The sequence below is a fragment of the Cellulomonas jepli genome, assembly GCF_047229345.1.
In the GTDB taxonomy this organism is placed as follows: domain Bacteria; phylum Actinomycetota; class Actinomycetes; order Actinomycetales; family Cellulomonadaceae; genus Cellulomonas_A.
This window is the reverse complement of the sequence record NZ_JBFTER010000001.1, coordinates 116,957-138,914: the sequence shown is the minus strand read 5'-3', so window position 1 is coordinate 138,914 and position 21,958 is coordinate 116,957. Positions and strand designations below refer to the sequence as shown.

General features: G+C 73.5%; 20 protein-coding genes. 6 read left to right on the top strand and 14 right to left on the bottom strand.

Annotation, left to right across the window (positions count from 1 at the left end):
* Window positions 1-124: 124 nt before the first annotated feature.
* The 5 genes from scpB to AB6N24_RS00585 form a co-directional block, all read right to left on the bottom strand.
* Window positions 125-820, bottom strand: coding sequence for an SMC-Scp complex subunit ScpB (gene scpB / locus AB6N24_RS00605; RefSeq protein ID WP_412867526.1), 696 nt, complete (start codon window positions 818-820; stop codon window positions 125-127).
* Complete coding sequence (locus AB6N24_RS00600; RefSeq protein WP_412867525.1) at window positions 817-1,788, bottom strand: segregation and condensation protein A; 972 nt, start codon at window positions 1,786-1,788, stop codon at window positions 817-819. The genes scpB and AB6N24_RS00600 overlap by 4 nt, the downstream gene beginning before the upstream one ends.
* Window positions 1,772-2,638: a ParA family protein gene (locus AB6N24_RS00595; protein WP_412867524.1), complete on the bottom strand. Its 867-nt coding sequence runs from the start codon at window positions 2,636-2,638 to the stop codon at window positions 1,772-1,774. The genes AB6N24_RS00600 and AB6N24_RS00595 overlap by 17 nt, the downstream gene beginning before the upstream one ends.
* 170 nt (window positions 2,639-2,808) lie before the next feature.
* Complete coding sequence (xerD, locus tag AB6N24_RS00590; protein WP_412867523.1) at window positions 2,809-3,786, bottom strand: site-specific tyrosine recombinase XerD; 978 nt, start codon at window positions 3,784-3,786, stop codon at window positions 2,809-2,811.
* A gap of 13 nt (window positions 3,787-3,799) precedes the next feature.
* On the bottom strand, window positions 3,800-4,747 hold the full coding sequence (locus tag AB6N24_RS00585; protein WP_412867530.1) for a heme o synthase: 948 nt from the start codon (window positions 4,745-4,747) through the stop codon (window positions 3,800-3,802).
* A 405-nt stretch (window positions 4,748-5,152) separates the two neighbouring features.
* Here AB6N24_RS00585 and tkt point away from each other — a divergent pair, with 405 nt between their 5' ends.
* The 5 genes from tkt to pgl all read left to right on the top strand — a co-directional run bounded on the left by tkt (window position 5,153) and on the right by pgl (window position 11,765).
* Complete coding sequence (gene tkt / locus AB6N24_RS00580) at window positions 5,153-7,321, top strand: transketolase (protein ID WP_412867522.1); 2,169 nt, start codon at window positions 5,153-5,155, stop codon at window positions 7,319-7,321.
* Between the two features lie 67 nt (window positions 7,322-7,388).
* Window positions 7,389-8,510, top strand: a complete 1,122-nt coding sequence (tal, locus tag AB6N24_RS00575; RefSeq protein ID WP_412867521.1) for a transaldolase — start codon at window positions 7,389-7,391, stop codon at window positions 8,508-8,510.
* The gene (zwf, locus tag AB6N24_RS00570) at window positions 8,507-10,048 is read left to right on the top strand and encodes a glucose-6-phosphate dehydrogenase (RefSeq protein ID WP_412867520.1); all 1,542 of its coding nucleotides are present in this window, start codon (window positions 8,507-8,509) and stop codon (window positions 10,046-10,048) included. The genes tal and zwf overlap by 4 nt, the downstream gene beginning before the upstream one ends.
* Window positions 10,045-10,962, top strand: a complete 918-nt coding sequence (gene opcA / locus AB6N24_RS00565; RefSeq protein WP_412867519.1) for a glucose-6-phosphate dehydrogenase assembly protein OpcA — start codon at window positions 10,045-10,047, stop codon at window positions 10,960-10,962. Before zwf ends, opcA begins: the two co-directional genes overlap by 4 nt.
* Entirely contained in the window at window positions 10,959-11,765 is an 807-nt protein-coding gene (gene pgl / locus AB6N24_RS00560; protein WP_412867518.1) for a 6-phosphogluconolactonase, read from the top strand. Before opcA ends, pgl begins: the two co-directional genes overlap by 4 nt.
* 192 nt (window positions 11,766-11,957) lie before the next feature.
* Here the strand turns inward: pgl and AB6N24_RS00555 are convergent, their stop codons facing one another.
* From AB6N24_RS00555 to uvrC, 9 genes are all read right to left on the bottom strand, one after another.
* Entirely contained in the window at window positions 11,958-12,305 is a 348-nt protein-coding gene (locus tag AB6N24_RS00555; protein WP_034624303.1) for an RNA polymerase-binding protein RbpA, read from the bottom strand.
* Window positions 12,306-12,314: 9 nt separating this feature from the next.
* Entirely contained in the window at window positions 12,315-12,557 is a 243-nt protein-coding gene (gene secG / locus AB6N24_RS00550) for a preprotein translocase subunit SecG (RefSeq protein WP_412867517.1), read from the bottom strand.
* A 162-nt stretch (window positions 12,558-12,719) separates the two neighbouring features.
* Window positions 12,720-13,514, bottom strand: coding sequence for a triose-phosphate isomerase (tpiA, locus tag AB6N24_RS00545; protein ID WP_412867516.1), 795 nt, complete (start codon window positions 13,512-13,514; stop codon window positions 12,720-12,722).
* 4 nt (window positions 13,515-13,518) lie between these two features.
* The gene (locus tag AB6N24_RS00540) at window positions 13,519-14,718 is read right to left on the bottom strand and encodes a phosphoglycerate kinase (RefSeq protein ID WP_412867515.1); all 1,200 of its coding nucleotides are present in this window, start codon (window positions 14,716-14,718) and stop codon (window positions 13,519-13,521) included.
* A gap of 136 nt (window positions 14,719-14,854) precedes the next feature.
* Entirely contained in the window at window positions 14,855-15,862 is a 1,008-nt protein-coding gene (gap, locus tag AB6N24_RS00535; protein ID WP_412867514.1) for a type I glyceraldehyde-3-phosphate dehydrogenase, read from the bottom strand.
* A 246-nt stretch (window positions 15,863-16,108) separates the two neighbouring features.
* Window positions 16,109-17,089: a DNA-binding protein WhiA gene (whiA, locus tag AB6N24_RS00530; protein WP_183294629.1), complete on the bottom strand. Its 981-nt coding sequence runs from the start codon at window positions 17,087-17,089 to the stop codon at window positions 16,109-16,111.
* 25 nt (window positions 17,090-17,114) lie between these two features.
* Window positions 17,115-18,104, bottom strand: a complete 990-nt coding sequence (locus AB6N24_RS00525; RefSeq protein WP_412867513.1) for a gluconeogenesis factor YvcK family protein — start codon at window positions 18,102-18,104, stop codon at window positions 17,115-17,117.
* A complete protein-coding gene (rapZ, locus tag AB6N24_RS00520) occupies window positions 18,101-19,045 on the bottom strand; it encodes an RNase adapter RapZ (RefSeq protein WP_412867512.1) in 945 nt (314 codons plus the stop codon). Before rapZ ends, AB6N24_RS00525 begins: the two co-directional genes overlap by 4 nt.
* A 14-nt stretch (window positions 19,046-19,059) precedes the next feature.
* Window positions 19,060-21,168 (bottom strand): excinuclease ABC subunit UvrC, encoded by a 2,109-nt coding sequence (gene uvrC, locus AB6N24_RS00515; RefSeq protein ID WP_412867511.1) that lies wholly within the window; start codon window positions 21,166-21,168, stop codon window positions 19,060-19,062.
* Between the two features lie 117 nt (window positions 21,169-21,285).
* Between uvrC and AB6N24_RS00510 the strand changes: the two genes are divergently transcribed.
* A complete protein-coding gene (locus AB6N24_RS00510) occupies window positions 21,286-21,822 on the top strand; it encodes an OsmC family protein (protein WP_412867510.1) in 537 nt (178 codons plus the stop codon).
* Window positions 21,823-21,958: the final 136 nt, after the last annotated feature.

The following is a 21,958-nucleotide window of genomic DNA, read 5'->3' as shown; positions in this document are numbered from 1 at the left end:
GCGCCGCCGCCCTGCGAGCGACCCGCGCCGCCGCCCTGGCCGCCGCGGCCCGCTCCTGCGCGTCCCGTGCCTCCGTCGGCTCGCTCAGGTCGCCCTGTGCCGCCGCGCCGTCCGTCCGATGCGCTCATCGTGCCTCTCCGTTTGCCCTGTCCACGCCCTCGAGCGTGTCGATGTCTGGTAGGTAGGGCGCGAGCGGTGGCAGCTCGTCCAGGCTCGCGAGTCCCATCCGCTCCAGGAAGTATCCCGTGGTCTCGTAGAGCACCGCACCGGTCGTCGGCTCGGTGCCTGCCTCGGTGACCAGGCCGCGCGCCGTGAGCGTCCGCACCACGCCGTCCACGTTGACCCCGCGCACGCCCGAGACCTGCCCGCGCGTGACCGGCTGGCGGTACGCGATGACCGCCAGCGTCTCGAGCGCGGCCTGCGTGAGCCGCGCGGTCTGCCCCTCGAGCACGAAGCGCCCCACGACGTCGGCGTAGGCCGACGCGGAGTAGATCCGCCACCCCGCCCCCGCGAGCCGCAGCTCGAAGCCGCGCGGGCGCCCGCCGTGGTCCCCGCGGTACTCCGCGGCGAGCGTGTCGAGGAGCTCCTCGACGCGCGCGGTCGGCAGCGCGAGCACCGACGCGAGCCGGACGGCCGGGATCGGCTCGTCGGCGACCATGAGCACGGCCTCGAGCGCCGCGAGCGCGCCGCCGGGCAGGTCGTCGACGTCGAACGCGAGCTCGTCGGCTGCCACCTCCGTCGCGTCGGCCGGGGCGGCGGACCCGTCGACCGCGGGCGTGGCGTCCTGCGGGACCGCGTCGGACTGCGGGACCTGGCTCATGCGGGGGGCTCCTGCGGCTGGTCGGTCGGGTCGACGGCGAGGTGGGCGGTCGGCGGCGGCGCGGTGCCCTCCGCTGTGGTCCCGTCGCCGGGTTCGTCGAAGTCGTCGGACACCGCGACGTCGCCCTCCTCGGCCCCCGTCCAGCGCACCGTGAGCTCGCCGAGCGGCTGCACCTGGTCGAACCCGACCGCGCCCTCCCGGAACAGCTCGAGCAGCGCGAGGAACCGGGCGACCACGACGATCGTGGCGTCGGCGTCCGCGGTCAGCGCCCGGAAGGACAGCGCGCCGCCGTGCCGCAGCCGGTCGACGAGCACCGCGGCCTGCTCGCGCACGGAGACCGCCGGGGCGTGCAGGTGGCTGATGTCGACGCCGGGCGGCGGGGCCTTGGGCGCGAGCGCCTTGGCCGCCAGGACCGCGAGCTCGTCGGGCCCGATCTGCCACACGAGCTCGGGCAGGAGCGCCGCGAGCTGCGGCTCGAGCGTGACCGTGCGGGGGAAGTGCCGCGCCTCGGCCGCGAGCCGCTCGCCGAGGTCGCGCGCCACGACCTTGTACGCGCGGTACTGCAGCAGCCGGGCGAACAGCAGGTCCCGCGCCTCGAGGAGCTCGAGGTCCTCCGCGTCCTCGACGTCGCCCGCGGGCAGCAGCCGCGCCGCCTTGAGGTCGAGCAGCGTCGCGGCGACCACCAGGAACTCGCTCGCCTGGCTGAGGTCCCACGACGTGCCACCCTCGGCCGCCGCGCGCTCGGCCGCCCGGATGTGCGCGATGAACTCGTTGGTCACCTGACCGAGCGAGACCTCGGTGATGTCGAGCTTGTGCTTGGCGATGAGCCCCAGGAGCAGGTCGAAGGGACCCGAGAAGTTCGTGAGGTGGACCTCGAAGCCGCCGGCGCCGGGCGCGGCGCGTCCGGGGACCTCGGGCTGCGGGGGCGTCGTCGCGCTTGCGGAGGCCGCCTCAGGCGGCGTCGCCACGGGCGATGAGCTCACGGGCCAGCTGCCGGTACGCCGTGGCGCCGCTGTGGGTCGGCGCGTAGGTGGTGATGGGCTCCGCGGCCACCGAGGAGTCCGGGAACTTGACCGTCCGGCCGATCACGGTGTGCAGGAGCGTGTCGCCGAAGGCCTCGTTGAGCCGGGCCACCACCTCGCGCGCGTGCAGCGTCCGCGGGTCGTACATCGTGGCCAGTATCCCGTCGACCTCGAGGCGCGGGTTGAGCCGGTCGCGGACCTTCTCGATCGTCTCGATGAGCAGCGCGACCCCGCGCAGCGCGAAGAACTCGCACTCGAGCGGGATGAGGACGCCGTGCGCGGCGGTCAGCGCGTTCACCGTGAGCAGGCCGAGCGACGGCTGGCAGTCGATGAGCACGACGTCGTACTCGTCGGCCACCGGCCGCAGCACGCGCGCCAGCACGGACTCCCGGGCCACCTCGCCGACGAGCTGGACCTCGGCGGCCGAGAGGTCGATGTTGGCCGGCAGCAGGTCGAGGCCGGGGACCGCCGTCGCGTGGATGACCTCGTGGATCGACGCGTGGGGCTCCATCAGGAGGTTGTAGACCGTGCGGTCGAGCTCGTGCGGGCTGACCCCGAGCCCGACCGACGCGGCGCCCTGGGGGTCGAAGTCGACGATCAGGACGCGGCGCCCGTACTCCGCGAGGGACGCCGCGAGGTTGATGGTCGAGGTCGTCTTGCCGACCCCGCCCTTCTGGTTGCACATCGCGATCACGCGGGCCGGACCGTGGCTCGGGAGGGGTGCCGGGACGGGGAACTCGGGCAGCGCTCGCCCGACGGGGTCGAGGATCGCCTCGGTCGTCTGCTCGCTCGCCACGCGCACAACCTACCGGAGGGCTCGCTCAGCGAGCGTGCGACAGACCGCACGCACGTGCGCTTTCCGCGCAGCCGGCGTCGCGCGAGGACCACCCCGCTCGACCCGGGGTCCGCCTGGATCGCGCGGTACCGGCCTCCCGGACGGGTCGGCGACCGGGCTGGCGACGGGCCTCAGCGACCAGCCGGCTCGCGGCGGATCGCCCGCGGGTGCGCGGTCGCGTAGACCTCGCGCAGGGTGTCCCGCGTCACGAGCGTGTAGACCTGCGTCGTGGTCACCGACGCGTGCCCGAGCATCTCCTGCACGACGCGCACGTCGGCCCCGCCGGCGAGCAGGTGGGTCGCGAACGAGTGCCGCAGCGTGTGCGGGGACACGTGGGCCGAGGCCGGCAGCTGCGCACGCTCGGCCGAGGCCCGCAGCACCGCCCACGCGCTCTGCCGGCTCAGCCGGGACCCGCGCGTGTTGAGGAACAGCGCGCTCGTCCCGCGCCCGGCGGCGGCGAGCGCCGGGCGCCCGCGCACGACGTAGGCCTCGACGGCCTCGACCGCGTAGCTGCCCACCGGGACGACGCGCTCCTTGCTGCCCTTGCCGAGCAGGCGCACCGCGGAGCGACCCGGCGTGAGGTCGAGGTCGTCGACGTCGAGCCCGACGGCCTCGGAGATGCGCGCCCCGGTCGAGTAGAGGAGCTCGAGCAGCGCCCGGTCGCGCAGCGGCCCCGGGCCGTCGCCCGCGCCGGCCGCCTCGAGCAGCCGCTCGACGTCGTCGGTCGAGATCGCCTTGGGCAGGCGTCGCGGCTGCGCCGGCGGGCGGACGGCGCTCGCGGCGTCGGTCCCCGTGAGCCCCTCGAGCGCGCAGAAGCGGTGCCACCCCCGGACGGCCACGACCGCGCGGGCGGCCGACGACGCGGACAGCACCGCACCCCCGTCGGAGCCGGTGCGCACCACGAGCACGAAGTCCTCGACGTCGCGCTCGGTCACGTCGGCCGGCGCACGCCGGCCGGCGGCCTCGAGGTACTGCACGTACCGCGCGAGGTCCCGGCGGTAGGCACCCAGCGTGTTCGCCGAGAGGCCGCGCTCGACGGTCAGGTGCGCGAGGTAGTCCCGCACGGCGTCGTGCAGGGGCCCCGCAGGATCCGGCCGGTCCTCGGGCATCGACCGGCCGCGATCAGATGGGGAGGAAGACGTCCACCGCGACGGCGACGCAGAGGAGCGTGAGGTAGGTGATCGAGCCGTGGAACACCTTCATCGCGCCGAGCTTGCCGCGCGACGGGTCCTGCGCGCGCCGCAGCAGGCCGATGCAGGACCACAGGAACCAGGCGCCGAGCACCAGCGCGACGACGCCGTAGACCCACGTCATGCCCGCCACGGGGACGAGCAGGAGCGAGCACGCGATCATCGCGACGGTGTACGCGATCATCTCGCGGGCGACCTTGGTGTCGGCCGCGACGACGGGGAGCATCGGGACCCCGGCGGCGGCGTACTCGCGCCGGAACTTCATCGACAGCGGCCAGTAGTGCGGCGGGGTCCAGAAGAAGATGACTCCGAACAGCAGCGCCGCGGCCCACGACACCGTGCCGGTGACCGCGGACCAACCGATGAGCACGGGCATGCAGCCCGCCGCCCCACCCCACACGATGTTCTGCGCGGTGCGGCGCTTGAGGATCATCGTGTAGCCGACGACGTAGATCGCGATGGCGCCGAACGTGAGCCACGCGGCGGCAGGGTTCACGACGAGCGCGAACCACGCGATCGACAGCACCCCGAGGACGAGCCCGAACACGAGCGCGGCGCGCGGGGTGATCTCCCCCGTCACCAGCGGCCGGCGCTTCGTGCGGTTCATGACCTCGTCGATGTCACGGTCGAGGTAGCAGTTGAGCGTGTTCGCGGAGCCCGCCGCGGCGGCTCCCCCGACGAGGGTCGCGAGCACGAGCCCCACGGACGGGAACCCGCGCTCGGCGAGGATCATCGTCGGGAGCGTCGTGACGAGCAGCAGCTCGATGATGCGCGGCTTGGTCAGGGCGACGTACGCCCCGAGGTGGCGCAGGACCCGGCGGGCCCGGTCCGCGGCGCCGGCGTCCTCGCTGGTCCGCGCGGCGGTGGGGGCGACGTTCACGACGGTGGGCCGCCACGGGGTCGCTCGTCCGGACGCTCCGGCGTCGTCCAGGGGGGCGGGGCTCGTGGTGCGCACGCGCTGCGGTCTTCCGTTCGTCTCGTCGGGTGGTCGCCCGGCCATCGTACGGCCCCGGTCCCCGCGGACCGCCCCCGGAGCGCTCCCCGGGCACCACGGAGCGGTGTGAGATCGGTCGCCCTGCCCGCGGCGGTGGCGCTGGGAAAGCGCTATCCGCTACGGTGGGACGGCACCGCGCGCCACGAGGAATGCGAGATAGGCTCGATATGCACAGTGCGCCGCGAGGCCGTCGGCCCCGCCCGGACGCCATGTGACCGGCACCCACCGAGGGTCGCCCGGCCAGTTCGATCGACGCCCCGAGCATCGAGCCCGCGGCGGGAATGAGGTGCGGTGAACGCGAAGGCCCCCCAGGCACAGACCGTCGGTTGGACCGAGCTGGACCACAAGGCGGTCGACACCGTCCGGGTCCTCGCGGCCGACGCGGTGGAGAAGGTCGGCAACGGCCACCCCGGCACGGCGATCAGCCTCGCGCCCGCCGCGTACCTGCTCTACCAGAACGTCCTGCGCCACGACCCCGCGGACCCGCACTGGCTCGGCCGCGACCGCTTCATCCTCTCGGCGGGCCACTCGAGCCTCACGCAGTACATCCAGCTCTACCTCGCCGGCTTCGGCCTCGAGCTCGAGGACATCGCGGCGCTGCGCACGTGGGGCTCGAAGACCCCCGGCCACCCCGAGTACAAGCACACCGAGGGCGTCGAGATCACGACGGGCCCGCTCGGCCAGGGCCTGGCCAGCGCCGTCGGCTTCGCGATGGCCGCGCGCCGCGAGCGCGGGCTCCTCGACCCCGAAGCCCCCGCGGGCGAGAGCCCGTTCGACCACCACGTCTACGTCATCGCCTCCGACGGCGACCTGCAGGAGGGCGTCACGAGCGAGGCGTCGTCGATCGCCGGGACGCAGAAGCTCGGCAACCTGATCGTGCTGTGGGACGACAACCACATCTCGATCGAGGGCGACACCGAGATCGCGTTCACGGAGGACGTCCTCAAGCGCTACGAGGCGTACGGCTGGCACGTCCAGTTCGTCGACTGGACCGCGGGCGCCGACGGCTACGTCGAGGACGTCGACGCGCTGCACGCCGCGATCGAGGCCGCCAAGGCCGTCACCGACCGCCCGTCGTTCATCGGCCTGCGCACGATCATCGCGTGGCCCTCGCCGACCAAGCAGAACACGCACGGCTCGCACGGCTCGAAGCTCGGCACCGACGAGGTCCGCGGCCTCAAGGAGGCCCTCGGCTTCGATGCGGAGAAGACCTTCGACGTCGCGCCCGAGGTCATCGAGCACACCCGCAAGGCGCTCGAGCGCGGCAAGCAGGCGCAGGCCGAGTGGGCGCCGAGGTTCGAGGCGTGGCGTGCCGCCAACCCGGACCGTGCGGCGCTGCTCGACCGGCTCCGCGCCGGTGAGCTCCCCACCGGCTGGGCCGACGCCCTCCCGACGTTCCCCGCGGGCAAGGCCGTCGCGACGCGCGCGGCCTCCGGCGAGGTGCTCTCCGCGCTCGCCGACGTGCTGCCCGAGCTCTGGGGCGGCTCCGCCGACCTCGCCGGCTCGAACAACACCACGATGAAGGGCCAGCCCTCGTTCCTGCCGGCCGAGCGCTCGACGCACGAGTTCTCCGGCGACGAGTTCGGCCGCACCCTGCACTTCGGGATCCGCGAGCACGCCATGGGCTCGATCCTCTCGGGCATCGTGCTGCACGGCCTGACGCGCGCGTACGGCGGCACGTTCTTCACGTTCAGCGACTACATGCGCGGCGCGGTGCGCCTCGCGGCGCTCATGGGCGTCCCGGCGATCTACGTGTGGACGCACGACTCGATCGGCCTCGGCGAGGACGGCCCGACGCACCAGCCCGTCGAGCACCTCACCGCCGTCCGGGCCATCCCCGGCCTGGCCGTCGTCCGCCCGGCCGACGCCAACGAGACGGCCGCGGCGTGGCGGGCCACGCTCGAGCGCACCGACGGCCCGGTCGGCCTCATCCTCACGCGGCAGAACGTCCCGACGTTCCCGCGCGGCGAGGACGGCTTCGCCGGTGCCGAGGGTGTCGCGCGCGGCGCCTACGTGCTGGTCGAGTCGAGCACGCCGACCCCCGAGGTGATCCTGATCGGCACGGGGTCCGAGGTGCAGCTCGCCGTCGCGGCGCGCGAGCAGCTCGAGGCCGCCGGCATCGGCACGCGCGTCGTCTCCGCGCCGTGCCTCGAGTGGTTCTCCGAGCAGGACGACGCGTACCGCGAGCAGGTCCTGCCGGCGTCCGTGCGCGCCCGTGTCTCCGTCGAGGCCGGCATCGCGCTGTCGTGGCACAAGATCGTCGGCGACGCGGGCCGCAGCGTCTCGCTCGAGCACTACGGCGCCTCCGCGGCGTACGAGACGCTCTACGAGGAGTTCGGCATCACCGCCGACGCCGTCGTGGCCGCCGCGCACGAGTCGATCGCGGCCGCCTCGGGCGACGCCGCACCGGCCGCCTCGGGCGCCACCCCCACGGAGAGCGGCACCGGCGACCAGCTCTGACCTCGGTCTCCGACATCACGGCTCCCGCACCACCGGGCGCCGGCAACAGCAGGGAAGGGGAACCACCATGGCACCGTCCGGCAGCAGCGCCCTCGACCGCCTCACCGCGGCCGGGGTCGCGATCTGGCTCGACGACCTCTCGCGCGAGCGACTCCGCACGGGGAACCTCGCCGACCTCGTCGAGACGCGCGGCGTCGTCGGCGTGACGACGAACCCGACGATCTTCGCGAGCGCGCTCGCGAAGGGCGACGCCTACGACGAGCAGCTGCGCGAGCTCGCCGGCCAGGGCGCCGACGTCGACACGGCCGTCTTCACGATCACGACCGACGACGTGCGGGAGGCGGCCGACGTGCTGCGCCCGCTGCACGACAGCACGGGCGGTGTCGACGGTCGCGTGTCGATCGAGGTGGACCCCCGCCTGGCCAAGGACACCGAGGGCACGATCGCGTCGGCCAAGGCCCTGTGGGCCACGGTCGACCGGCCCAACGTGTTCATCAAGATCCCGGCGACACGCGAGGGCCTGCCGGCGATCGCCGCGGTGCTCGGCGAGGGGATCAGCGTCAACGTGACGCTGATCTTCTCGCTCGAGCGCTACAGCGCGGTGCTCGACGCGTTCCTCGAGGGCCTCGAGAAGGCCAAGGCCAACGGCCACGACCTCGCGCCGATCGCCTCGGTGGCCTCGTTCTTCGTCTCGCGCGTCGACGCGGCGATCGACCCGCGGCTCGACGAGATCGGGACGCCCGAGGCCGCCGCGCTGCGCGGGAAGGCCGCGATCGCCAACGCACGGCTCGCGTACGGGGTGTACGAGGAGGTCGTCGCCTCGGAGCGCTGGCGGCAGCTCGCCGCGGCCGGTGCGCGTCCGCAGCGCCCGCTGTGGGCGTCGACGGGCGTCAAGGACAAGGCGTACCCCGACACGCGCTACGTCGACGAGCTCGTCGTCGCCGGCGTCGTCAACACGATGCCGGAGGCCACGCTCCAGGCGGTCGCCGACCACGGCGACATCACGGGCGACACCGTGACCGGCACGCAGGCCGAGGCGCAGTCGGTGATCGACGGCCTCGCGACGCTCGGCATCGAGATCGACGAGGTCACCGAGACGCTCGAGTCCGAGGGCGTCACGAAGTTCGAGGCCAGCTGGCAGGAGCTGCTCGCGACGGTCACCGAGGGCCTCGCGCGGGTGAGCCGGTGAGCCCCTCGAAGGTCTCGGCGGCGAACAACCCGCTGCGCGACCCGCGCGACCGTCGGCTGCCGAGGATCGCGGGGCCCTGCGGCCTCGTGATCTTCGGCGTCACGGGTGACCTCGCCCGCAAGAAGCTCATGCCGGCGGTCTACGACCTCACCAACCGGGGACTGCTGCCCCCGGGCTTCGCGCTCACCGGCTTCGCCCGGCGCGACTGGGAGGACCAGGACTTCGCGCAGATCGTGCACGACTCCGTCAAGGAGCACGCGCGCACGCCGTTCCGCGAGGCCACCTGGCGCCAGCTCGCCGAGGGCATCCGGTTCGTCCAGGGCACGTTCGACGACGACGCGGCGTTCGACCGGCTGCGGGAGACCGTCGAGGACCTCGACGCCAAGCGCGGGACGGGCGGGAACCACGCGTTCTACCTGTCGGTGCCGCCCAGCTCCTTCCCGGTCGTCTGCCAGCAGCTCGCGCGCTCGGGGCTCTCGCAGCCCCGCGAGGGTGCGTGGCGCCGCGTCGTCATCGAGAAGCCGTTCGGCCACGACCTGCAGAGCGCGCGCGAGCTCAACGACGTCGTCTCCGAGGTCTTCCGCCCGGACGACGTCTTCCGGATCGACCACTACCTCGGCAAGGAGACCGTCCAGAACCTCCTGGCGCTGCGGTTCGCGAACCAGCTCTTCGAGCCCATCTGGAACTCGCACTACGTCGACCACGTCCAGATCACGATGGCCGAGGACATCGGCATCGGCGGGCGCGCCGGGTACTACGACGGGATCGGCGCCGCGCGCGACGTCATCCAGAACCACCTCCTGCAGCTCCTCGCGCTCACCGCGATGGAGGAGCCGGTGTCCTTCGACGCCGACGACCTCCGCGCCGAGAAGGAGAAGGTCCTCTCGGCGGTGCGGCTCCCCCGCGACCTCGGGCGGCACACGTCGCGCGGCCAGTACGTGGCGGGGTGGCAGGGCGCCGAGGAGGTCGTCGGGTACCTCGAGGAGGAAGGCTTCTCGAGCACCTCGACGACGGAGACGTTCGCGGCCATCCGCCTCGACATCGACACCCGCCGCTGGGCGGGCGTCCCGTTCTACCTGCGCACCGGCAAGCGCCTCGGGCGCCGTGTCACCGAGATCGCCGTCGTGTTCAAGCGCGCCCCGCACCTGCCGTTCGAGACGACCGCGACCGAGGAGCTCGGCCAGAACGCGCTCGTCATCCGGGTCCAGCCCGACGAGGGCGTGACCCTGCGGTTCGGCGCGAAGGTCCCCGGCACCGCGATGGCCGTGCGCGACGTCACGATGGACTTCGGGTACGGGCACGCGTTCACGGAGTCCTCCCCCGAGGCCTACGAGCGGCTCATCCTCGACGTCCTGCTGGGCGACCCGCCGCTGTTCCCGCGGCACGAGGAGGTCGAGCTGTCCTGGAAGATCCTCGACCCGATCACCTCGTACTGGGCGTCCAAGGGCAAGCCCGACCCGTACCGCTCGGGCACGTGGGGTCCCGACTCCGCTGACGAGATGATGGCCCGCGACGGCCGTGCCTGGAGGCTCCCGTGATCATCGACCTGCCCGGCACGAGCACGCGGGCGATCAACCGCCGGCTCGTCAAGGCGCGCGACGAGGGCGGCGCGGTCGCGCTCGGTCGCGTGCTCACGCTCATCATCGACGTCGACGGGCACGACGCCGAGGAGGCGATCGAGGCCGCGAACGACGCGAGCCGCGAGCACCCCTGCCGCGTCATCGTCATCGCGGAGGACACCACCGCGGGCGAGTCCCGCCTCGACGCGCAGATCCGGCTCGGCGGCGACGCCGGGGCGAGCGAGGTCATCGTCCTGCGTCCCGTCGGGCCGCTCGCCCAGCACCTCGACACGCTCGTCATGCCGCTCCTGCTGCCCGACGCGCCCATCGTGGTGTGGTGGCCCTACGAGATCCCCGAGGACCCGGCGCAGCACCCGCTCGGCCGCATGGCCCAGCGCCGGATCACCGACTCGACGCAGTGCGCGAAGCCGGGCGAGGTCCTGCGCCGGCTCGCGCAGGTCTACGCCGAGGGCGACACGGACCTGGCCTGGACGCGCGCGACGCTGTGGCGCGGGCTCATCGCGGCGACGCTCGACCAGCCGCCGTACGAGCAGGTCCAGCGGGTCGTCGTCTCGGGCGAGAGCACGCACCCGTCGGTCGACCTCATCGCGGCGTGGCTCGCGCAGTCGCTGCGCTGCCCGGTGGACGTCGAGCGCCTCGCCGACGCCCCCGCGATCACGACGGTCCGGCTCGAGCGCGCGTCCGGCCCGATCGTCCTGGACCGCCCGGACGGCAAGACCGCGGCGCTCATCCAGCCCGACCAGCCCGAGCACCGCATCGCCCTGCCCATCCGGCAGCTGCGGGAGTGCCTGGCCGAGGAGCTGCGCCGGCTCGACGCCGACGAGGTCTACGGCGAGGTGCTGCAGAAGGGCCTCGCGAGGTTGAGCTCATGAGCACGCCGCCCCCCGAGCCGCCCGTCGCGGCCCCCGAGCGGCAGCCGCACCACCGCCGCCGCGTCGTCGTCCACCCGGACGCCGGCACGCTCGCGGAGGCAGCCGCGGCGCGGCTGCTCACCCGGCTGCTCGACGTGCAGTCGCTGCACTCCCCCGTGCACGTCGGCCTGACCGGCGGGACCGTCGGCATCGAGCTCCTCCGAGCCGTCGCCCGCAGCCCGATCCGCGACGTCGTCGACTGGTCCGGGGTGCACGTGTGGTGGGGCGACGAGCGGTTCCTGCCGTCGGGCGACCCGGACCGCAACGAGACCCAGGCCCGCGAGGCGCTGCTCGACGGCCTCGCGGACGTGCTCCCGGCGGGGAACGTGCACGCGATGCCCCCGCTCGGCGACGGGGTCGACACCCCGGAGCAGTCCGCGGAGGCGTATGCCGCGGAGCTCGCGCGGTTCGCTGCCGACGGCGCAGCCGCACCGGAGCTCGACGTGCTGCTGCTCGGCATGGGGCCCGACGGGCACGTCGCGTCGCTGTTCCCGGGGCACGACGCCCTGACCGTCACGGGGACGCCGACGGTCGGTGTGCACGGCTCGCCGAAGCCGCCTCCCGAGCGTGTGTCGCTGACCTTCGAGGCGATCAACGCCGCGCACCAGGTGTGGTTCGTCGTCGCGGGCGCCGAGAAGGCCGAGCAGCTCGGCGCGGCGCTCTCAGGCGCCGAGGTCGTCGCCACGCCGGCCGCGGGGGCGTACGGGCGCGAGCGGACGCTCTGGCTCGTGGACGCCGCGGCCGCTGCAGGCATCCCGGCCTGAGGCGGATCCGCCCCGGGCATCCCGGCTGAGGCCCTCCGCGGGCCTCCCGGCCGAGGCTCTCCGCGGGCCTCCCGGCCTGGCGCGGATCAGACCCGGGCTCCGGCCCGGAGCGGCAGCGGACGCAGACGCGCGAAGTGCGCCTGACCTCACGGTCAGGCGCCCTTCGCGCTGCCAGCAGGTGCGCCGCTCGCGTCAGCCTCCGCGACGGGCGCGGAGCGCGGCCAGCGCCTCGTCGAGGATCGCCTCGCCGTCCTCGTCCGAACGCCGCTCCTTCACGTAGGCGAGGTGCGTCTTGTACGGCTCGTTCTTCGAGGGCGACGGCGGGTTCGCCTCGTCCTGCCCGGCCGGGAAGCCGCAGCGCGGGCAGTCCCACGTCACGGGCGCCTCGGCAGCTGCCTCCTCGGCGAAGCTCGGCCGGGTCTCGTGCCCGTTGGCGCACCAGTAGGAGATCCACACGCGCGGCGCGCTGTCCCCCCGCTCGGCCTCGCCCATCGGGCCCGCACCGACACGCGAACCCCTGATCGCGCTACCACTCGCCACGACGGCCCCCTAGCTCACGCGCTGGATCAGGCCCAGCAGCACGATGACGATCGCCCACAGGATCGCGACGGTGACGGTGATCCGGTTGAGGTTGCGCTCGGCGACCCCGGAGCTGCCTGCGCTGCTGGTGATGCCACCGCCGAACATGTCCGACAGACCGCCGCCCTTGCCCTTGTGCAGCAGGACCAGCGGGATCAGCAGGACGCTGGTCAGCACCAGCAGGATCTGGAAGGTGATGCGCAAGGCGTCCACGTCGGCGTCGGTTCCTCACTCGTTCTGGGACGTCACCCGAAGGTGGGTGCGGTACAGGTGACCGCGGTACAGGGTAGGCGACGCCGGCACCGGAAGGCCAACATCGCCACGGGACGGGTGCGCGTTCGTCGAGCGCGCACCCGTCCGCGGTGGTACGAGGGCCTAGAGGCCGACGTTGTGCGCCTGGAAGCGCGCGATCTTCGCGAACTCCTCGGGATCGAGGCTCGCGCCGCCGACGAGCGCGCCGTCGACGTCCTCCTTGTCGAGGATCGACGCCACGTTGGAGGACTTCACGGAGCCGCCGTAGAGCACGCGGACGGCGTCGGCGATCTCGGCCGAGTACAGCTCCGCGAGGCGGGCACGGATCGCCGCGGCGACCTCCTGCGCGTCCTCAGGCGTCGCGACCTCGCCGGTGCCGATGGCCCAGACGGGCTCGTAGGCGATGACGACCGTGGCGACCTGCTCGGGCGTGAGGCCCGCGAGCGAGCCCTCGAGCTGCGTGAGCGTGTAGGACACCTGCTCGCCCGCCTTGCGGACGTCGAGGCCCTCGCCGACGCAGACGATCGGGACGATGCCCGCACCGAACGCCGCGACGGCCTTGGCCGCGACGACCGCGTCCGACTCGGCGTGGTACTCGCGGCGCTCGGAGTGCCCGACCGCGACGTAGCTGACGCCGAGCTTGGCGAGCTGCGCAGCCGAGACCTCGCCGGTGTACGCGCCGCTCGCGTGCGCCGAGACGTCCTGCGCCCCGTAGCCGATCTCGAGCTTGTCGGCGTCCACGAGCGTCTGCACGGAGCGGATCGCGGTGAACGACGGCAGGACGACGACCTCCGCAGCCGCGAAGTCGTGCTTCGCGTCCTTGAGCGACCACGCGAGCTTCTGCACGAGGTGGATCGCCTCGTTGTGGTCGAGGTTGAGCTTCCAGTTGCCCGCGATGAGCGGGATGCGCGTTGCCATGAGATCAGCCCTCCAGGACGGCGATGCCGGGGAGGGTCTTGCCCTCGAGGAACTCGAGGCTGGCGCCGCCACCCGTCGAGATGTGACCGAAGCCGGCCTCGTCGAAACCGAGGATCCGGACGGCGGCGGCGGAGTCGCCACCACCGACGATCGTGAACGCGCCGTTCGCGCCGGCGTCGATGATGGCCTGCGCCACCGCACGCGTGCCGCCCGAGAACGCCTCGAACTCGAACACACCCGCGGGCCCGTTCCAGACGACCGTCTTGGCGTCGACGAGCTTGCTGCGGAACAGCTCGGCGGAGGCCGGGCCGATGTCGAGGCCGATGCGCTCGTCGGGGATCGCGTCGGCCGCGACCACGTCGTGCGGGGAGTCCGCCGCGAAGGCGTCCGCGACGACGATGTCCGTCGGCAGGACGATCTCGACGCCGCGCTCCTCGGCCTGCGCCAGGTAGCCCTTGACCGTCTCGATCTGGTCCTCCTCGAGCAGCGACTTGCCGACCGAGAAGCCCTTCGCCGCGAGGAACGTGAAGACCATGCCGCCGCCGATGAGCAGGCGGTCCGCCTTGGTCAGCAGGTTCGCGATGACGCCCAGCTTGTCGGAGACCTTCGAGCCGCCGAGCACGACCACGTACGGGCGCTCCGGGTCCTCGGTCGCCTTGCGGAGGGAGTCGACCTCCTTGAGGACGAGCTTGCCGACCGCCGCGGGCAGCTGCTGCGCGACGTCGTAGACCGACGCCTGCTTGCGGTGCACGACGCCGAAGCCGTCGGAGACGTACGCGTCCGCGAGGGACGCCAGCTCGCCGGCGAGCTCCGCACGCTCCGCGTCGACCTTCGAGGTCTCGCGCGGGTCGAAGCGGATGTTCTCGAGCAGGGCGATCTCACCGTCACCGAGCGCGGCGACGGTCTCGCGCGCCGACTCGCCGACGGTGTCCTTCGCGAGCGTGACCGGCTTGCCGAGCAGCTCGCCGAGGCGGGCGGCGACGGGTGCGAGCGAGTACTTGTCCTCGGGGGCGCCCTTCGGGCGGCCCAGGTGCGCGGTCACGATCACGCGGGCGCCCGCGTCGAGCAGCGCCGTCAGCGTGGGGAAAGCCGCGCGCACGCGGCCGTCGTCCGTGATCGTCGTGCCGTCGAGCGGCACGTTGAAGTCGGAACGGACGAGGACGCGCTTGCCGCGCAGGTCCCCGAGGTCCTCGATGGTCTTCATGGTCCTACTTCCTGACTCGGGGCAGCCGGACCGGAGCCCGACCGCCCGGGACATGACGACGTCCGCGTGCGCCCCGCGACCCGAGGGCCGTGGGGCGCACGCGGACGCATTGTCGTGCTGGTGGGGGGACGACGCGTCAGAGACGCTCGCCCACGTAGACCGTGAGGTCCACGAGGCGGTTCGAGTAGCCCCACTCGTTGTCGTACCAGGCGACGACCTTGACCTGGTCGCCGATGACCTTCGTCAGCTTGGCGTCGAAGATGCTCGAGGCCGGGTCCGTGACGATGTCGCTCGAGACGATCTCGTCCTCGGTGTAGACGAGGATGCCCTGGAGGGCGTCCGTCGCGGCAGCGGCCTTGACCGCGGCGTTGACCTCGTCGACCGTCGTCTCGCGACCGGCCGTGAACGTGAGGTCCGTGGCGGAACCGGTCGGGACCGGGACGCGCAGCGCGTAGCCGTCGAGCTTGCCCTTGAGCTGCGGGAGCACCAGGGCGACGGCCTTGGCCGCACCCGTCGACGTCGGGACGATGTTCAGGGCGGCGGCGCGCGCACGGCGCAGGTCCTTGTGGGGGCCGTCCTGGAGGTTCTGGTCGCCCGTGTACGCGTGGATCGTGGTCATGAGACCACGCTCGATGCCGAAGGCCTCGTCGAGGACCTTCGCGAGCGGCGCGAGGCAGTTCGTGGTGCACGACGCGTTCGAGATGATGTGCTGCGTCGCGGCGTCGTACTCGGTGTGGTTGACACCGACGACGAACGTGCCGTCCTCGTTCTTGGCCGGGGCCGAGATGATGACCTTCTTGGCGCCGGCGTCGATGTGCGCCTTCGCCTTGGTCGCGTCCGTGAAGAAGCCCGTGGACTCGATGACGATGTCCGCACCGAGCTCGCCCCAGGGGAGGTTCGCCGGGTCGCGCTCCTCGAGCGCGCGGATGGCCTTGCCGTCGACGATGATCGACTTCTCGTCGTAGGTGACCTCGACCGGGAGACGTCCCAGGACGGAGTCGTACTTCAGCAGGTGCGCCAGGGTCTTGTTGTCCGTGAGGTCGTTGACACCGACGATCTCGATGTCCGCCCCGGACGCGAGAATCGCCCGGTAGAAGTTACGTCCGATGCGGCCGAAGCCGTTGATACCGACGCGGATGGTCACTTGCCCTCCTCGGCACGCGCCGACGAAGGGCCGGCGCACACAGTTGCGGTGATTGACGAGCACGCACGCCGATGTGCGCTCCACCGATGGCGGCCGAGCGAGGGCCACGCTGTGCGCGCGGCCGACTCTTGACCTCCACCGGATGTTCTTGAGCCTATACCCGTGACCGACCTCACGCCGGGACCATGGTCCGCGCTGAGACGGGTCCGCAGGTGGGCGGCCCGTGGGCGGCCGGCGACGCCGTGGCTACAGGTCGAGCAGCTCCGGCGCGAGGCCCGCCTCGGTGTCCGGGATGCCCAGCTCGGCGGCGCGCTTGTCGGCGGTGGCGAGCAGGCGGCGGATCCGTCCGGCGACCGCGTCCTTGGTCAGCACGGGGTCCGCGAGCTTGCCGAGCTCCTCGAGCGACGCCTGCTTGTGGGCGAGCCGCAGCTCCCCGGCCTCGCGCAGGTGCTCGGGCAGGTCGGCGCCGAGGATCTCGAACGCGCGCTCGACGCGGGCCCCCGCGGCCACCGCCGCGCGCGCCGACCGGCGCAGGTTCGCGTCGTCGAAGTTGGCCAGCCGGTTCGCCGTCCCGCGCACCTCGCGGCGCACGCGCCGCTCCTCCCACACGAGCATCGTGTCGTGCGCGCCGAGCCGGGCCAGCATCGCGCTGATCGCGTCGCCGTCCCGGATCACGACGCGGTCGACCCCGCGCACCTCGCGCGCCTTCGCGGTGATCCCGAGCCGCCGCGCGGCCCCGACGAGCGCGAGCGCGGCCTCGGGCCCCGGGCACGTGATCTCCAGCGACGACGACCGGCCGGGCTCCGTCAGCGAGCCGTGCGCGAGGAACGCCCCGCGCCACGCCGCCTCCGCCTCCCCGACGCCTGCGGACACCACCTGGGGCGGCAGCCCGCGCACCGGACGGCCACGGTTGTCGAGCAGACCGGTCTGGCGCGCGAGCGACTCCCCGTCCTTGACGACCCGCACGACGTAGCGGCTGCCGCGGCGCAGGCCGCCCGCCGAGACCACGATGACGTCGCTGCCGTGCCCGTAGACCTCGGCGATCGCCTGGCGCAGCCGTCGGGCCGCGATCCCCGTGTCGAGCTCGGCCTCGATCACGATGCGGCCGGAGATGATGTGCAGCCCGCCCGCGAACCTCAGGGTCGCGGAGACCTCGGCCTTGCGGCAGGACGTCTTGTCCACCTGGAGCCGTGCCAGCTCATCCTTCACCTGTGCCGTCAGCGCCATGGCGTCATCCTGCCACCACCTGAGGTCAGCTCGTGCGGGTACCGACGTCCCCGAGGTAGCCCTCCACGACGTCCCGCAGCGCCGCCGCGAGACGCAGCGGGTCGTGCCGCGCGGACCCGTCCCCGACCCGGACCTGACGCAGCAGCACCCGCGCGCCGAACGCCGCGGCCCTGGTCATGAGCACGTCGACGTCGTCGACCGCTCCCGGGTCGGCGACGATGGCGTCCACGCGCAGCCCCGGCGCGTGCTCGTGCAGCACCGCGAGGTGCTCCTCGGCGCACATGCCCGCGGTCTCCCCCGAGTCGGGCGAGAGGTTGAGCACGACGACGCGCCGCGCCGCGGTCCGGTGCAGCGCGGCCGAGAGCTCGGGCACCAGCAGGTGCGGCAGCACGGACGTGAACCACGAGCCGGGCCCGAGGACGACCCAGTCCGCCGCGTCGACCGCCTCGACCGCCTCGACGCACGCGGGCGGCGACGCCGGGACGAGGCGCACCTGGGCGATCCGGTCCGTCGTGACCGCCACCGCGCTCTGGCCGCGGACCACCGTCGTCCGGCCGGTGCCGTCCTCGACGTCGGCCTCGATCTGGAGCGGCACCGCGGACATCGGGAGGACCCGACCGCGTGCGCCGAGCAGCTTCCCGACCCAGTCGAGGCCCTCGACGGTGTCGCCGAGGAGCTCCCAGAGTGCGACGATCAGCAGGTTGCCGACCGCGTGCCGGTCCAGGTCCCCCGACGAGGCGAACCGGTGCTGGAGCACGTCACGCCACGTCCGGCCCCAGTCGGAGTCGTCGCACAGGGCCGCGAGCGCCATGCGCAGGTCCCCGGGCGGCAGCACGCCCAGCTCGTCCCGCAGGCGGCCCGACGAGCCGCCGTCGTCCGCGACCGTGACCACCGCGGTGAGCCGGTCCGACATGAGCCGCAGCGCCGACAGCGTCGCCGAGAGCCCGTGCCCTCCCCCGAGCGCGACGAACGCCGGGGCCAGGTAGGTCGGGTCCGCTGCGCGTGCCGCGCTCATTCCTTGCCGAGGTCGCGCGCGGTCACGGTCACGCGCTGACCCCGCTCCCGGAGGCGACGGGCGAGCGCGTCGCTGATCGCCACCGAGCGGTGCTTGCCGCCCGTGCAGCCGACGGCGATCGTCACGTAGCGCTTCTCCTCGTGCAGGTACCCGGCGAGCACCGGCTCGAGCGCGGAGGCGTAGCGGTCGACGAAGTCGGTCGCGCCCGGCAGCCCCAGCACGTAGTCGCGCACGGGCTCGTCGCGGCCGGTGAGGTGGCGCAGCTCGGTGATCCAGTACGGGTTCGACAGGAAGCGGACGTCGACGACGTGGTCGGCGTCGAGCGGCAGCCCGTACTTGAAGCCGAACGAGACGATGTTGACGCGCAGCGCGTCCTCGCTGTTGCCCGTGACCGCCGCGCGCACCTCGCGGGCGAGGTCGTGCACGCTCAGCTCGGAGGTGTCGATCAGCACGTCCGCGCGCTCCCGGATGTCCGCGAGGAGCGCGCGCTCGGCGTCGATCCCGTCGAGGATGCGCCCGTCGCCCTGCAGCGGGTGCGGGCGGCGCACCTGCTCGAAGCGCCGCACGAGGACCTCGTCGGACGAGTCGAGGAAGAGGATCCGGTAGTCGGTCCCGGTCGCGCGCAGACCGGCGAGCACCTCGGCGAGGTCCGCGAAGAACTCGCGCGTCCGCACGTCGACGACCGCCGCGATCCGCTGCTGCCCGCCGCCCGGGCCGCCCTTGGCGACCAGGCCGACGAGGTGCACGAGCATCTGCGCCGGCAGGTTGTCCACGACGTACCAGTCGAGGTCCTCGAGCACCGCAGCGGCGCGCGTGCGCCCGGCGCCGGACATGCCGGTGATGATCAGGACCTGGGGAGCGATCAGGCGCGGCGCCTCCGCGGCCGCCTCGAGGGCGGGGATCCCGGAGGGGACGGTGATCGGCGAGGGCTCGTCGCTCATGGGCTCAGCATGCCTCACGCGCCGCCCGTCGGGGACGCGGAGGCGACCACCCCCGGCGCGTCGGCCGGGGCGGCGGCGGACGACGACGCACCCCCGTCGTCCGCGGGGGCCACGGCGTCGCCCGCCCCGCCGTCGCCACCGAGCGCCGCGACGACCGCCGCGGCGGTCCGCTCGCCCATCCCGGGCACCGACATGATCTCCTCGACCGAGGCCGCCTTGAGCCGCTTGAGCGACCCGAACTGCTTGAGCAGCGCCGCCGAGCGCGCGGGCCCCAGACCGGGCACCGAGTCGAGCGCCGAGACGGTCATGCCCTTGCTGCGCCGCTTGCGGTGGGCGGTGATCGCGAAGCGGTGCGCCTCGTCGCGCAGGCGCTGCAGCAGGTACAGGCCCTCCGAGCTGCGCTGCAGGATCACGGGGTAGTCGTCGCCGGGCACCCAGACCTCCTCGAGCCGCTTCGCGAGCCCGCACAGCGCGACGTCGTCGATGCCGAGCTCCGCGAGCGCGGCCGCGGCAGCGGCGACCTGCGGGGGGCCGCCGTCGACGACCACGAGGTTCGGGGGGTACGCGAACCTCTGCGGACGGCCCGTCGTGGCGTCGACCGGCCCGGAGCGGCGCAGCGCCTCGTCGTCGTCCTCGTCGGGCATCCCCTGGCCCAGGTCCATGTCACCCGACTCGGCACGCTCCGCGAGGTAGCGCCGGAACCGGCGCGTGATGACCTCGTGCATCGCCGCGGTGTCGTCGCGCGCACCCTCACCCTCGGGGCCGCGGATCGAGAACTGGCGGTACTCGCTCTTGCGCGCCATGCCGTCCTCGAAGACCACCATCGACGCGACCTGGTACGTCCCCTGGTTGTGCGAGACGTCGTAGCACTCGATGCGCAGCGGCGCCGTCGGCAGGTCGAGCGCCTCCTGGATCTCGCGCAGGGCCTGGCTGCGGGTCGTGAGGTCGCCCGCGCGGCGCGTGCGGTGCAGGGCGAGCGCGTGCTCGGCGTTGCGGCGCACGGTCTCCGCGAGCTCGCGCTTGTCGCCGCGCTGGGGGACGCGGACCTCGACGCGGCTCCCCCGCAACCCCGTGAGCCACGCCTGCACGCCCGGGACGTCGGGGGGCAGCACGGGGACGAGCACCTCCCGGGGGACCGCGCGCGACTCGCGCACCTCAGCCGCGCCCGGTCCGGGGCCCGCGAGCACCTCGTCGCCGTAGACCTGCTGGAGCAGGTGCTCGACCAGCTCGGCGTCGGTCACGTCCTCGACCTTCTCCACGACCCAGCCGCGCTGGCCGCGGATCCGCCCGTCGCGCACGTGGAACACCTGCACCGCGGCCTCGAGCTCGTCGCCGACGAGCGCGAAGATGTCCGCGTCCGTGCCGTCGGCGAGCACCACCGCGTTGCGCTCGGTCGCGCGCTCGAGCGCCGCGATGTCGTCGCGCAGCCGGGCGGCCTGCTCGTAGTCGAGCTCCGCGGCGGCCTCGCGCATCCGCGTGGTCAGCCGGCGCGTGAACTTCGCGGTGTCGCCCGCCATGAAGTCGCAGAAGTCGCGCGCGAGGTCCGCGTGGTCCTCGGGCGAGATCCGCCCGACGCACGGCGCCGAGCACTTGTCGATGTAGCCGAGCAGGCACGGGCGACCCTGCTGGTTCGCGCGCTTGAAGACCCCCGCCGAGCACGTCCGCACCGGGAACACGCGCAGCAGGAGGTCGACCGTCTCGCGGATCGCCCACGCGTGCGCGTACGGGCCGAAGTAGCGGGTCCCCGCGCGCTTGGCACCGCGCATGACCTGCACGCGCGGGAACGTGTCGGCGAGCGTCACCGCCAGGTACGGGTAGCTCTTGTCGTCGCGGTACTTGACGTTGAACCGCGGGTCGAACTCCTTGATCCACGAGTACTCGAGCGCGAGCGCCTCGACCTCCGTGCCCACGACCGTCCACTGGACCGACGCCGCCGTGGTGACCATCTGCTGGGTGCGCTGGTGCAGGCCCGCGACGTCCTGGAAGTAGCTGTTGAGGCGGGAGCGCAGGCTCTTCGCCTTGCCGACGTAGATGACCCGGCCGTGCTCGTCACGGAAGCGGTACACGCCCGGGGAGTCGGGGATCTCGCCCGGGGCAGGACGGTAGGTCGCGGGATCGGCCATGCCACGAGCCTAAGTCGGGGCGCCCACAGCGGACGTCACGCGTTCGCGGGCGGCGGACGCCGCGCGGCGCACGCAAACCCTTCCCGGGCCGGACCGCCGTCGCGCTAGCGTGGGCCGATGGGCCCCCTGCACACGTTCGCCGCCGAGGTCGTCTGGACGGGCGCCGGCACGAGCGGCACGACGAGCTACACCGCGTACAGCCGCGAGCACGAGGTGCTGATCGGCGACAAGCCGCCGCTCCCCGGGTCCTCCGACCCGGCGTTCCGCGGCGACCCCGACCGCTACAGCCCCGAGGAGCTGCTCGTGGCGGCGGTCGCGCAGTGCCACATGCTGTGGTTCCTGCACCTCGCCGCGACGGCCGGCGTCGTCGTCACCGGGTACCGGGACCGCGCGAGCGGGACGATGCGCGTCGAGGCGGCCGGGCACGGGCAGTTCACGGAGGTCGTCCTGCGTCCCCGCGTGACCGTCTCGGCGGGGACCGCAGAGCCCGGGACCGACCTCGCCGACCTGCACGCCCGTGCGCACGAGCACTGCTTCATCGCGCGCTCCGTCAACTTCCCGGTGCGCCTCGCGCCGTCGCCGGTGCACGTCGGTGCGCCCGGCTCGGCGGTCGATGCGGGCGCTGGGCCCGTGCCGCGCGGGGTCGCCGGCTGAGGGCGAGCACCCTCACGCGGCGCGACCGGCGCGCGGCGGCCCAGCCCGACCAGACGGAGCGGATCAGCCGGCGCGCGGCGGCCCAGCCCGACCGGACCGAGCGGATCGACCGGCGCGCGGCGGCCCAGTCCGACCG

Excerpts from the sequence above, each read along its gene's own strand:
- scpB (WP_412867526.1), bottom strand. The coding sequence starts at position 820 with ATGAGCCAGGTCCCGCAGTCCGACGCGGTCCCGCAGGACGCCACGCCC.
- xerD (WP_412867523.1), bottom strand. The coding sequence starts at position 3,786 with ATGCCCGAGGACCGGCCGGATCCTGCGGGGCCCCTGCACGACGCCGTG.
- tal (WP_412867521.1), top strand. The coding sequence starts at position 7,389 with ATGGCACCGTCCGGCAGCAGCGCCCTCGACCGCCTCACCGCGGCCGGG.
- pgl (WP_412867518.1), top strand. The coding sequence starts at position 10,959 with ATGAGCACGCCGCCCCCCGAGCCGCCCGTCGCGGCCCCCGAGCGGCAG.
- tpiA (WP_412867516.1), bottom strand. The coding sequence starts at position 13,514 with ATGGCAACGCGCATCCCGCTCATCGCGGGCAACTGGAAGCTCAACCTC.
- AB6N24_RS00540 (WP_412867515.1), bottom strand. The coding sequence starts at position 14,718 with ATGAAGACCATCGAGGACCTCGGGGACCTGCGCGGCAAGCGCGTCCTC.
- whiA (WP_183294629.1), bottom strand. The coding sequence starts at position 17,089 with ATGGCGCTGACGGCACAGGTGAAGGATGAGCTGGCACGGCTCCAGGTG.
- AB6N24_RS00525 (WP_412867513.1), bottom strand. The coding sequence starts at position 18,104 with ATGAGCGCGGCACGCGCAGCGGACCCGACCTACCTGGCCCCGGCGTTC.
- rapZ (WP_412867512.1), bottom strand. The coding sequence starts at position 19,045 with ATGAGCGACGAGCCCTCGCCGATCACCGTCCCCTCCGGGATCCCCGCC.
- uvrC (WP_412867511.1), bottom strand. The coding sequence starts at position 21,168 with ATGGCCGATCCCGCGACCTACCGTCCTGCCCCGGGCGAGATCCCCGAC.
- AB6N24_RS00510 (WP_412867510.1), top strand. The coding sequence starts at position 21,286 with ATGGGCCCCCTGCACACGTTCGCCGCCGAGGTCGTCTGGACGGGCGCC.